This is a genomic window from Bizionia sp. (assembly GCF_048259285.1).
Lineage (GTDB): Bacteria > Bacteroidota > Bacteroidia > Flavobacteriales > Flavobacteriaceae > Algorimicrobium > Algorimicrobium hallyeonense.
The window spans coordinates 1-13,210 of record NZ_JBLXHU010000047.1 but is presented as its reverse complement, the minus strand read 5'-3'; the positions used below and the strand labels follow the sequence as shown (position 1 = coordinate 13,210).

Here is a 13,210-nt window from a genome sequence, read left to right as displayed (position 1 = left end):
GCCGCGGACAATATTCATCCATTAATGCTTCAAAAGTTGTATCGTCATACAGATTTAAAAACTACCATTAACTATCAAGCCAACTTTATTCACAAAGATGCCGATGACGCTTTGGATAGTGTGGTCAATTTTTAATTTCACTCCATTATATAATTATATTTTTTGAGCTGACAACCCTAGCTAAAGTGCCTGTTTAATGATAATTAATGGTTCGTTCAAAAGTTCATTTGCAAAATTAAAATATTGTTAATCCCAATAAAAATTGTTAAAATTTTATACCTTTGCATTATCAATGAAGCAAATTTTTCATAAAATATCATCCTTTTTGATGGCTATTGTAATGCTTTTTTCTACAATGTCATTTACTGTTGATATTCATTATTGTGGAGATAATTTAGTTGAAACTGCCATATTCCACAAAGCAAAAGGTTGCGGTATGGAAATGGAAAACCCTTCAACTGAAGGATGTTCTGTTAAGGTAAAAGATTGTTGTTCTGACGAACAGTTGATAGTTGATGGTCAAGATGAATTAAACATATCTTTTGACACACTATCTTTTGACCAACAATTATTTGTTGCTTCATTTGTTTACACTTATATCAACCTTTTTGAAAGTTTAGATAAAAAGGTTGTCTCCTACGAAGAATATAGGCCTCCTCTCGTTGTCAGGCAAATCTACAAGCTAGACGAGACATATTTAATTTGATTTTTAAGCAATAGACTTTTTTATCCAGTGGATGTTTTCCATTAGGATAATCCTTTGTATTCGGTGTTTTCTTAACGCCATTGTCTAATTGTTTAATTATCAAGCTAATGCTAAACAAAAGCATAAAATTTCTAATAGAAAACAAACTTGTTGCAGTATTACTACTCGTTCTATTCATAGGATGGGGAATAGTAAATGCACCTTTTAATTGGGATACTGGTTTTTTACCATCCAATCCTGTAGCTGTGGATGCCATACCCGATATTGGTGAAAATCAGCAAATCGTTTTTACTAAATGGGATGGTCGTTCTCCACAGGATATAGAGGACCAAATAACGTACCCATTAACAACATCGCTTCTAGGTATCCCAGGAGTGAAAACCATCCGTAGCTCGTCAATGTTCGGGTTTTCGAGCATCTATATCATCTTTGAAGAGGATATAGAGTTCTATTGGAGTCGTAGCCGTATTCTCGAAAAGCTAAATTCATTGCCGAGTGGATTACTTCCAGAGGGAGTTAACCCAGCTTTGGGGCCAGATGCAACGGGCTTGGGACAAATATTTTGGTACACACTAGAAGGTCGTGACGAAAATGGAAAAGTTACTGGTGGATGGGATTTACACGAATTAAGAAGCATTCAAGACTACTACGTAAAATATGCTTTGTCGTCCGCAAGTGGCGTGTCAGAAGTAGCATCTATCGGTGGTTATGTTCAGGAATACCAAGTAGATGTTAATCCAGAATTGATGCGTCAATATAATATTGGCTTACATCACGTTGTAAAAGCCGTAAAAGAAAGTAATAAAGATATTGGTGCTCAGACCTTAGAAATAAATAAGGCCGAATACTTGGTACGTGGCTTGGGTTATGTCAAGTCTATTGCTGATATAGAAAATGCCGTCGTCACATCAGAAGATTACACAGCAATTAAAATAAAAGATATTGGTAAAGTGTCTTTAGGTCCAGCAACTCGTAGAGGAATATTAGACAAAGAAGGTGCGGAAGTTGTAGGAGCAGTTGTAGTAGCTCGATATGGTGCAAATCCGATGGAAGTCATTAATAATGTTAAAGAAAAAATAAATGAATTAAGTCCTGGATTACCGTCGAAAGTATTGAGTGATGGAAGAACCTCGCAAGTAACCATTGTACCTTTTTATGATAGAACAGAACTTATACAAGAAACACTTGGAACACTTAACGAAGCACTGACTTTAGAAATACTAATTACCATTTTGGTAATCATTATTATGGTATTTAATCTTCGTGCTTCGGTTCTAATATCCGGGCTTCTACCTGTAGCAGTTCTAATGGTATTTATTGCGATGAAACTCTTTGGAGTTGATGCGAACATTGTTGCATTATCAGGTATTGCTATAGCAATTGGCACAATGGTAGATGTTGGTGTTATACTCTCCGAAAATATTATAAGGCACTTGGATGAAAATAATGAAAAAGCACCAATAAACACAGTAGTTTATAATGCTACTGCCGAAGTATCTGGAGCAATTGTAACAGCAGTAATGACCACTATTATTAGTTTTATTCCTGTATTTACAATGATTGGTGCGGAAGGAAAATTATTTAGACCGTTGGCATTTACAAAAACATTTGCTTTAACGGCATCCATCATTGTGGCGTTGTTTCTAATTCCACCATTTGCGGCGTTCTTATTTAGAAAAAAGAGTATAAAAAAGACATCTGGTTATATAATCAATGGTCTTTTGGTAGCTCTCGGTATTGTTGCAATAATCTTTGGTTATTGGCTAGGACTAATTCTAATTGCATTTGGAGTTACTACCCTACTAAAAATGCAGGATAAAATAACAGAAAAACGAGCCAATCTTTTAAATATTGGAGTTTCTGCATTAGCAATAGTTTTTCTTTTAGCAGAATATTGGCGACCACTAGGTGTAGATAGAAGCATTTTTTGGAATCTCATTTTTGTTGGACTTATTTGTTTTGGGTTATTAGGAGCATTCACTGTATTTAGAAACTATTACACACGAATCTTAAGATGGGCTTTAGCTAATAAATTACTATTCCTATCTATTCCAACCCTTATCGTCGTAGCTGGTTTTTCCATTATGAAAAATACAGGAAAAGAATTTATGCCATCACTAAATGAGGGTTCATTCCTACTGATGCCAACTTCTATGCCCCACGCAGGAGTTGAAGAAAACAAACGAATTTTACAACAGTTGGATATGGCTGTAGCCAGTATTCCAGAAATCAAAACCGTTGTTGGTAAGTCAGGTAGAACAGAATCAGCTTTAGACCCTGCTCCTTTATCAATGTATGAAAATGTTATTCAGTACAAACCAGAATATGCATTGAATGAAGAAGGAAATCGTCAACGCTATAAAGTAAATGATGATGGATTATTTGAATTGAAGGACGGACGATTTATTGCAAATCCTAATAATTCTGAAAACGTTGCTTTCAGTACATTCGACAGCTCACAATTAATCGAAGATAGCAATGGCGAATTCTACCGAAACTGGCGACCAGAAATAAATTCTCCTGACGATATATGGAAAGAAATAGTAAAAGTAACCAAGCTACCAGGTGTAACTTCAGCACCTAAATTGCAACCGATTGAAACCCGATTGGTAATGCTTCAAACAGGAATGCGTGCTCCTATGGGAATTAAAGTAAAAGGGCAAGATTTAAAGCAAATTGAAGCTTTTGGAATTCAATTAGAAGATATTTTAAAGCAAGCTGAAGGCGTTAAAGTCGAAGCTGTTTTTGCAGACAGGATAGTTGGAAAACCTTATTTATTAATTGATATACATAGGGAAAAACTGGCTCGTTATGGTATATCTATAGATGATGTTCAAAATGTGCTGAAAGTTGCTGTAGGCGGAATGGTGTTAACGCAAACGGTTGAAGGTCGTGAACGATATGGAGTTCGTGTACGCTACCCAAGAGAATTGCGAGCCAACCCGAACGATTTAAAACAAATTTACGTACCTGTCGAAAAAGGAAGCCCCGTTCCATTGAGCGAATTGGCATCCATTCGATACGAACAAGGTCCGCAAGTCATAAAAAGTGAAGACACCTTTTTAGTGGGCTACGTACTGTTCGACAAATTAGATGGTTTTGCAGAAGTTAATGTGGTTGAAAATGCCCAAGCTCTAATTCAAGAAAAGATAGATTCTGGGGAATTAATTGTACCTAAAGGTATTAATTACCAATTCACGGGTACGTATGAAAATCAATTACGGGCAGAGGCAACATTATCCGTGGTAGTACCTTTAGCCTTACTCATTATCTTCTTGATTTTATATTTCCAGTTCCGTTCGGTAGCCACTTCATTAATGGTTTTTACAGGAATTGCCGTAGCGTTTGCAGGAGGTTTTGTAATGATTTGGTTGTATGGACAAGATTGGTTTTTAAACTTCAATTTTTTCGGAGAGAATTTACGAGACCTATTTCAAATGCATACGATTAATTTAAGTGTTGCTGTTTGGGTTGGTTTCATCGCCTTATTTGGTATAGCAACAGATGATGGTGTGGTTATGGCAACCTATTTAACCCAAACCTTTGATAGAAATACACCTGAAACAAAACAGGAAATAAGAGCATCTGTTGTTGAAGCTGGAGAAAAACGTATTCGTCCTTGCCTGATGACCACAGCTACCACCATATTGGCATTATTGCCAATTTTAACATCAACTGGTCGAGGAAGTGATATTATGATTCCTATGGCAATACCAAGTTTTGGAGGTATGGTCATCGCTCTAATCACATTATTTGTTGTTCCTGTTCTATATAGTTGGAAACAAGAAGTACAACTTAAAAAAATAGCGAAATGAAGAAAATAATTTTAATAGCGATTGGGCTTTTAACATTTGGTTTTTCAAATGCCCAACAATTGGAAACTCTCATTGAGGAGGCATTGAAAAACAGTCCCGAAATTCAAAAATTTGAATTGCAATATAGTATTGTTTCTGAAAAAGTAAATGAAGTAAACACGATTCCAAATACTGAATTTGGAGTTGGATACTTTGTTAGTGAACCGGAGACAAGAACAGGGGCTCAACGCTTTAAAGTATCAGCAAAACAAATGTTACCCTGGTTTGGTTCGATAACTGCTAGGGAAAACTATGTGAACTCATTGGCCGATGCCAAATATGAGGACATTGTTATTGCCAAAAGAAAATTAATCGCTACCGTATCGCAATCCTACTACAATTTGTATGCGAACAAAGCAAAGCAAAAGGTATTAGTGCAAAATATTGAATTGCTCGAAACCTATGAGACTTTGGCATTGACTTCTGTAGAAGTTGGCAAAGCTTCAGCTGTGGACGTATTGCGATTACAAATGCGTCAAAATGAGTTGGAACAATTAAAGGAAGTATTAGCTCAACAATATTTGGCAGAACAAACGGCTCTCAATAAACTTTTGAACCGTGATAAGGATATTGCTGTGAATGTAGTTCAAGAATTAACCATTCCTTCTGAAACCACTTTGATAAATACAGAAAACTTATCCCTGCATCCAGAATTGATAAAATATGACAAACTCTACCAATCTGTTGAGCAGTCAGAATTATTGAATCAAAAAGAAAGCCTTCCTATGATTGGTTTTGGTTTGGATTATGTCAACGTTGACAAGCGACCTAATATGAATTTTAGTGATAACGGAAAAGACATTGTAATGCCAATGGTATCAGTATCAATTCCAATTTTCAACAAAAAATACAAATCTCAAACCAAGCAGAATGAGTTTAAACAGCAGGAAATAACTGCACAGAAACAAGAACGATTGAACAAATTGGAAACTGTATTAGATAAAGCCGTAAACGATAGAATCTCAGCAAGAATAAGCAATGAGACTCAATTGAAGAATTTGGAGCAAGCCAATGATGCTGAAGAAATTTTAATCAAAAGCTATGAAACTGGAACAATTGATTTTAACGATGTTCTGGACATTCAGGAACTACAATTAAAGTTCCAAATGAACCAAATAGAATCGGTGAAAACCTTCTATGTTCAAACAACAATAATCAATTACTTAAGTAACTAAAAACAAGTATAATTTAAAATTAATAACAATGAAAAAAGTAAGATTAACAACAATTATGGTAATGGCATTTATAAGCATATCGGCTATGTCTTGTAAAGATGCGAAAACAGAAAACAGTACCAATTCTGAAATGAGTACTGAGGAAGACCATTCAAAAATGAACCACGATAATTCCGATGGTCACCACGATGTGGATAAAAAGGAAATGGCAATGAACGGAGATGGAAATTCTCAAACAATATTAAATGACTATTTCAACTTAAAGGATGCCTTGGTGGCAGATGATAATGCCAAAGCTAAAGAATTGGGTGCAACCCTCGCAACATCATTAGGAAAGCTTGACATTTCAAAATATACGGATGCCCAGCAATCAGAATTAAAGGACATTATGGAAGATGCTATCGAGCACGCGGAACATATCAGTGAAAGTGATATTAAACACCAACGCGAGCATTTTAAAGTTTTGAGCAAGGATGTTACTGATATGATAGCTATCACGGGAACACAAGTGAAAATATACGAACAATTTTGCCCAATGTATGATGGCGGTACAGCTTGGTTGAGTACAAAGGAAGAAGTACGCAACCCATATTATGGAAGCCAGATGTTGAAATGTGGTAAAGTACAGCGAGAAATTAACTAAATGAAAATTGTAAAAATCATAGCACTGATTTTATTGGCTGGATTTGTGGGTATTCAGTTTGTGCCCACAGACCTCAATCAAAGTGATACTGTGCCAAAAACTGACTTCTTGTTGGTAAACAACACCCAAGAAAGCATAAGCGCACTATTACAAGAGTCCTGCTATGATTGTCATAGTAATAACACAGAATACCCTTGGTATAATAAGGTACAACCTGTTGCTTGGTTTTTAGAAGACCATATTAATGAAGGAAAGGAAGAATTGAATTTCAATGAATGGGATGCGTATTCCAACCGAAGAAAAAACAGCAAACTAAAGTCAATAATTAGTCAGGTTAAAGATGATGAGATGCCACTAGCATCTTACACCTTGATTCACAAGGATGCTAAGTTGTCCAATTCTGAAAAGACCTTGATTATTGATTATATGAAGAACCTAAAAGAAAAATTAAAATAAAGCCCTGATATGGGAAGGAAATACTGGTTGGTTAATAGCCCTTCCCATTTCAGGCACTATAAAAAGTATTATGAAACAAACCCTTAACATAAAGAATATGGTATGTGACAGATGCAAATCAACTGTATTACGGGAGTTGGAAGCATTGGGTTGTGACATAAAAACGGTTGAGCTTGGACAAATTGTTCTAAACAAAAAGACAGGCATCCAAACATTAGAATTAGAAAAAGTGCTGAGCAAACACGGTTTTGAAATCATAAAGGATGAAACAGAAATATTGATAGAGGAAATAAAAATTGCGCTCATAAAAAAAATCGAAAATCAGGACAATGCAAACCTTTCATCTTTTTTGACCAAAAGGTTTAATAATTCTTATTCGGCTTTAAGCAAACTGTTCAGCAAAACTGAAGGTGTAACGATTGAAAAATATGAAATCAATTTAAAGATTGAAAAGGTAAAAGAACTGATACAGTTGAGGCAATTAAATTTTTCTGAAATAGCCTACAGCTTGAATTACAATAATAGTAGCCATTTGGCAAGACAGTTTAAAAATGTAACAGGAATGTCAATGACGACATTTAAAAATCTACAAAAATGGAACAGAAAATCCATAGACCAAATTGTGTAAGGATTATCCAGAATTGTACAAATGAAGGTGCGTTGCAGAAATTAATTTTGTGTAATAATCATTAAAAAAAATGAACAATGACACATACATATAACATAACAGGAATGACCTGCGGAGGCTGTAAAGCATCCGTAGAAAAATATTTGGGTAATGTGGACAACGTTACCAACGTTTCTGTTAACCTTGAAAAAGCCGAAGCTGAAGTTACAATGAGTAGCCACGTTGCTACGGAAGCCCTTAAAAAAGCGTTACCTGAAAAATATACTCTTTCAGAAAAGGATAACAAAAACGTTTTTCAGATGACATCCCAATCCTTGGATGCCACTGAGCAAAAATCAAAACTGCAACAATTACAGCCCTTGTTGCTCATCCTTTTTTACATTGCAACTGCGAGTATTTTGTTGCATTATAAGAATTGGGATGGTAATGCCGTAATGCTGGATTTTATGGGTTTGTTTTTCATAGTGTTCAGTTTCTTCAAGATGCTCGATTTAAAGAATTTCCCAGAATCCTTCAGAATGTATGACCCATTGGCAAAACGGGTTTCAATATATGGCTGGATATATCCATTCATCGAAACTGTTCTCGGGCTGATGTTCTTAATGCGTTTTGAAATTGAAATTGCTCTTATAGCCACACTTATAATATTAAGTATTACAACGATTGGTGTTACTAAAACGCTTCTGGATAAAAAATCAATTCGTTGTGCTTGTCTCGGAACGGCGCTAAAATTGCCAATGACTGAAGCCACATTTATAGAAAATGCCATTATGATTGTGATGGCGATTGTAATGTTAACCCAAATTATATAAAAGATGAAATCACATACACTTTGGATGATATTAGGTTGTGTACTTCCGTTGCTACTCATTTTTATTGCACCAAGTATAGGAATGGGCGAAAACGTTTCCTTGTTCATTTTTATAATTCTAATGTTCGGATGTCATCTGTTAATGCCGCATCACAAGCATAATCACGATAAAGAAAACAACAATAAACCACAATTATGAAAACAATCAACATCAAAAAATTAGGATTGGCCACAGGCCTAACTGGAGCATTGCTCTATTTGGGTTGTATGGTGGTAATGTTTACGGTTGGCCGTGAAGGGTCTGTAAAATTCTTCAATAGCCTACTGCACGGACTGGATGTATCGACTGTAATTAGGATGGATATTCCACTTTGGGAAGCTTGTCTAGGAATTGTTCAAACGTTCATTTTGGGTTGGTTAATCGGTGCCTGTATTGCATCGCTTTATAATTGGCAAATAAAGAAATAAGATGAAAAATATATTAGTACCCACGGATTTTTCAGATAACTGCAATAAAGCAGCAGAATTGGCTATAGAAATGGCGGCACTTTTTAATGCAGAAATCCATTTTTTGCATCAAATAAGTACAGTAGTTAACTGGACAAAATTAACCAAGACCCAGGAGCAAAACTACCCTGATACCCTTGCAGCAATTGGCATAGCTAAAAGTAAATTGAGGGCTTTGGACAAAGAAGCTGAAGGTAAAGGTTTAAAGTCAAGGACGTTTTTAGAATTTATTACTGACGAAGATGCAATTGTAGCCCATTCTCACAACTTTAATCACGATTTCATTATTACCGGAAGTAAAGGCATACAAAATGGGTTTTTAAAGAAATTGTTAGGAAGCAATGCCCAAAAAATCATTCGGAAAGCAAGAGTACCAATTTTGGTTGTAAAAGAAGATACAGTAGCCTTTCCTTTTAAGGATATCGTATTTGTGTCTGATTTTAAGGAAGATATATCCAATGCCTTTATTGAGTTAAAAAGCATAGCCAAAAAGTGTAATGCCAAAATCCATTTGTTGAACATTAACACCACATCAGATTTTAATAGTGTTGAAAATGGATTGCAACCCATCAAAGAGTTTTTAACGCACTTCCCAAAATTGGAAAACTATGCAATGCACGTCTATAATGAATCTACCGTATTAGGTGGTATTGAAAAATTTGAAGGTTCAAATAATGTGGATTTAATAGCAATGTATACCCATAGTAGAAAAGGATTTGCAAGTGTCTTTTCAAAGAGTATTGCTGAGAGTGTTACTAATCATTCAAAAAAACCTGTAATGACAGTACATCTTTAAAATGGAAAAAGCAATCAATATCATAAAGTATTCAGGCGAGGTTCAAGCATTCAATATCGAAAAGCTAAAACGCTCTTTAAGGCATTCCAAAGCAAGTGAAAAACTTGTGCAAGAAATCGCCCAAGAAGTTCAGGAGCAATTAACTGAAGGAATGACAACCAAACGGATTTATGAAATAGCTTATAAGATGTTGAAACGCAAATCAAAATCAGGTTCTGCTAGATACAAACTCAAAAAAGCCATTATGGAATTTGGTCCAACTGGCTATCCTTTTGAGAAATATATTGGTAAAATCCTCGAATATGAAGGCTTCAATACAGATGTAGGTGTCGTTATGCAAGGTCATTGTGTAACCCACGAAGTAGATGTAGCTGCTTTGAAAGCTAACGAACATTATTTAGTGGAATGTAAGTTCCATAGCGACCAAGGTAGAAATTGCAATGTAAAAATACCTCTTTACATACAGTCCAGGTTTAAGGATTTAGAAACTCAATGGTTAAAGCAAAATGACCATTCACTAAAATTTCATAAAGGCTGGGTTTATACCAATACAAGGTTCTCAACCGATGCTATACAATTTGGCGAATGTTCAGGGCTTGGATTAGTAAGTTGGGATTATCCCGAAAAAAACAGCCTTAAAAGTAAAATTGATGGTTCAAGATTGTACCCGATTACGGCTTTACCTTCCTTAAGTAAGCAGGAAAAACAAAAGATACTAAACAAAGGCATTGTGCTTTGTAGAGAGGTTTGCGATAATCCAAAACTATTGGATGATTTGGGTATGGCATCATCCAAAAAGAAAAACATTCTTAAAGAAGCTAATGAATTATGTAACCATTAAAACAAAATGAAAAGCAATAAAATCATAAAAACAAATTGGTGTGTTATTACTGGCGGTCCAAGTACTGGCAAAACTACCACTATCAATATGCTTGCCGAACGAGGATATGAAACCACCATTGAACACGCAAGGCATTATATAGATACAATGCGTGTAAAGGGACAGACTGTTGAAGAATTGCGAAGCAATAAACGAGAGTTTCAACTTGGTGTTTTAGATATGCAAATCGAGCAGGAAGCATCGATAAACCCTAAAGATTTAGTTTTTTTGGACAGGGCAATCCCTGATGCATTGGCGTACTATCGGTTTTTAAAATTAGAAGTTGACGAAATTTTAAAAGAAGCAATGCGTAAAGTGAATTACAAAAAGGTTTTTGTTCTAGACAAACTGCCTTTAATCAACGACTATGCTCGATTGGAAAGTGAAAACGACCAAAATCAAATACACAATCTTATAACTGAAGTGTATGAATCATTACCGTTTCCAGTAGTACACGTCCCTGTATTACCACCATTGAAACGAGTGAATTTTATATTGAACAGCATTAAAAACAATTAAAATGGAACATCACGAACACCATAACCACGAAAACCATTCCAAGGAGAAAGTAGAAATGGACCATAGTAAAATGGACCATTCTGGTCATAATCCTGCTCACGGAGAAATGGGACACGACCATCACAAAATGATGATAGAAGATTTTAAGCGAAGATTTTGGGTGTCCACAATTTTGACGATACCGATTCTTCTATTATCGCCAATGATACAGAATTGGTTAGGAGTGGACTGGAATTTCACAGGCAGTAATTATGTACTGTTCGCTTTATCGAGTATTGTTTACTTCTACGGTGGATGGCCATTTTTAAAAGGTTTGGTGAGTGAGTTAAAGAAGAAGTCAGCAGGAATGATGACACTTATTGCCGTAGCAATTTCGGCAGCATATTTTTATAGTGTTGCGGTCATTTTTGGGTTCGAGGGCAAAACTTTTTTTTGGGAATTAGCAACACTTATTGACGTAATGCTAATTGGTCATTGGCTAGAAATGCGTTCTATTTTGGGTGCAAGTAAAGCCTTAGAAGCATTGGCAGCATTAATGCCTAATGAAGCTAATTTGGTAGATGGTAGCCAAACTCGAAAAGTAAAAATAAGCGAACTAAACGAAGGAGATATCATCCTTATCAAACCAGGAGAAAAAGTACCAGCTGATGGAATAATTGTAGACGGAAAAAGTGACCTTAATGAAAGTATGCTTACTGGTGAAAGTAAGCCTGTAAGCAAAAGTGTTGATGAAGAAGTAATTGGTGGTGCTATTAATGGCAATGGGGTCATTAAAGTAAAAGTAAAAGGTATTGGAGAGGAAACCTATTTATCCAAAGTGATAAATATGGTTCAGACGGCTCAAAAGCAAAAGTCTAAAACACAACGTTTAGCAGACGTAGCTGCAAAATGGCTTACTGTAATTGCATTAGTATTAGGTTTTGGTACATTCTTTACGTGGTTGGCTTTAGGAGAAACAGTATCATTTGCCTTAGAACGTATGGTAACTGTTATGGTTATCTGTTGTCCACACGCTTTAGGTCTGGCTGTACCTCTAGTAGCTGCTATATCTACTAGTATTTCGGCAAAAAATGGATTATTGATTCGTAATAGAACAGCTTTTGAAGCATCTCGCAAAATATCGACCATAGTATTCGACAAAACTGGAACACTTACCAAGGGTTCACACGAAGTAGTACGTATTGTTCCATTATCATCTGACTACGATAAAACAGAACTCTTAAAGTATGCGACGGCTGTTGAAAGCCCTTCCGAACATCATATTTCCAAAGGTTTAAGAAGAAAGGCAAAAGAAGAAAATATTAAGATTCCTTCTGTAACCGATTTCAAGTACAACGCAGGCGTTGGTGTTAGTGGAACGGTCAATGGGAAGAAAGTACAGGCAGGTGGTTATGTGCTAATGGAACAATTGAACAAGAGTGTTGCTGAAGATAAATACGAGGGCATTGAAACCAAAATCTTTACCATAGTAGATGATGAAGTGATAGGCTTTGTAACCTTCGCAGATGAAATCAGGGAGAGTTCTTATGAAGCTATCAAAATCCTCCAAAAAAACAATATAAAAGTGTCTTTACTTACTGGCGATAATGAGAGAGTAGCAAAAGATGTAGCTGATAAATTAGGACTTGATGATTATATGGCTGAAGTATTACCAGACCAGAAACAAGACAAAATAATAGAATTGCAAGCAATGGACGAATTTGTGGCAATGACAGGTGACGGTGTAAACGATGCACCTGCTTTAGCACAGGCAGATGTAGGTATTGCCATTGGTTCAGGAACAGATGTAGCGGCCGAAACTGCGGATATAGTACTAGTGGACAGCAACCCAAAAGACATTGCCAACTTGATATTATTTGGTAAGGCCACCTATCGCAAAATGGTTCAGAATCTGGTTTGGGCAACAGGTTACAATATTGTGGCTTTGCCCTTAGCAACGGGGTTCATTCCTGGACTTATGATAAGCCCAGCATTTGGAGCTGCACTAATGAGTATCAGTACTATAATCTGTGCTATAAATGCACAATTATTAAAAGGAAACCTTAAGACAAAAACGACATAATGAAAAAACTAACCTTATTAATTGCAATAGCACTTCTAATAGTGAGTTGCAAAAACGAAAAGACAACTTCTGAAGAACAAAAGCACAATCATAATGTTTCAACTGAAAAAGTTGAACAATCAAAAAAGAAGCCTTTAAGTCCTCATACCGAAACGATGGCAATGATTGGTGAT

The 13,210-nt window shown here is 35.9% G+C and carries 12 protein-coding genes and 1 pseudogene; all 13 read left to right on the top strand.

What is annotated here, in order from left to right:
* Positions 1-135: pseudogene (locus tag ACN0QX_RS13935) on the top strand (recombinase); the annotation flags it as partial.
* Positions 136-292: 157 nt separating this feature from the next.
* Positions 293-706, top strand: a complete 414-nt coding sequence (locus ACN0QX_RS13930; protein ID WP_417197815.1) for an HYC_CC_PP family protein — start codon at positions 293-295, stop codon at positions 704-706.
* A gap of 107 nt (positions 707-813) precedes the next feature.
* A complete protein-coding gene (locus tag ACN0QX_RS13925; RefSeq protein WP_246901728.1) occupies positions 814-4,521 on the top strand; it encodes an efflux RND transporter permease subunit in 3,708 nt (1,235 codons plus the stop codon).
* Complete coding sequence (locus ACN0QX_RS13920) at positions 4,518-5,735, top strand: TolC family protein (RefSeq protein WP_246901729.1); 1,218 nt, start codon at positions 4,518-4,520, stop codon at positions 5,733-5,735. The genes ACN0QX_RS13925 and ACN0QX_RS13920 overlap by 4 nt, the downstream gene beginning before the upstream one ends.
* Positions 5,736-5,763: 28 nt before the next feature.
* The gene (locus tag ACN0QX_RS13915; protein ID WP_388020757.1) at positions 5,764-6,378 is read left to right on the top strand and encodes a DUF3347 domain-containing protein; all 615 of its coding nucleotides are present in this window, start codon (positions 5,764-5,766) and stop codon (positions 6,376-6,378) included.
* Positions 6,379-6,834, top strand: coding sequence for a heme-binding domain-containing protein (locus tag ACN0QX_RS13910; protein WP_246901731.1), 456 nt, complete (start codon positions 6,379-6,381; stop codon positions 6,832-6,834).
* Between the two features lie 70 nt (positions 6,835-6,904).
* Positions 6,905-7,462: a helix-turn-helix domain-containing protein gene (locus ACN0QX_RS13905; protein WP_246901732.1), complete on the top strand. Its 558-nt coding sequence runs from the start codon at positions 6,905-6,907 to the stop codon at positions 7,460-7,462.
* 77 nt (positions 7,463-7,539) lie between these two features.
* On the top strand, positions 7,540-8,274 hold the full coding sequence (locus tag ACN0QX_RS13900; protein ID WP_246901733.1) for a heavy-metal-associated domain-containing protein: 735 nt from the start codon (positions 7,540-7,542) through the stop codon (positions 8,272-8,274).
* Between the two features lie 194 nt (positions 8,275-8,468).
* Positions 8,469-8,741, top strand: coding sequence for a DUF5676 family membrane protein (locus ACN0QX_RS13895; protein ID WP_246901734.1), 273 nt, complete (start codon positions 8,469-8,471; stop codon positions 8,739-8,741).
* 1 nt (position 8,742) lies between these two features.
* Positions 8,743-9,576: a universal stress protein gene (locus tag ACN0QX_RS13890; RefSeq protein WP_246901735.1), complete on the top strand. Its 834-nt coding sequence runs from the start codon at positions 8,743-8,745 to the stop codon at positions 9,574-9,576.
* Position 9,577: 1 nt separating this feature from the next.
* Positions 9,578-10,417: an ATP cone domain-containing protein gene (locus tag ACN0QX_RS13885; RefSeq protein ID WP_246901736.1), complete on the top strand. Its 840-nt coding sequence runs from the start codon at positions 9,578-9,580 to the stop codon at positions 10,415-10,417.
* Positions 10,418-10,423: 6 nt separating this feature from the next.
* Positions 10,424-10,975, top strand: a complete 552-nt coding sequence (locus ACN0QX_RS13880) for an AAA family ATPase (RefSeq protein WP_246901737.1) — start codon at positions 10,424-10,426, stop codon at positions 10,973-10,975.
* A 1-nt stretch (position 10,976) separates the two neighbouring features.
* Positions 10,977-13,037 carry a copper-translocating P-type ATPase gene (locus ACN0QX_RS13875; RefSeq protein ID WP_246901738.1) on the top strand — a complete coding sequence of 687 codons (2,061 nt, stop codon included), beginning with the start codon at positions 10,977-10,979 and terminating at the stop codon, positions 13,035-13,037.
* Positions 13,038-13,210 lie beyond the last annotated feature (173 nt).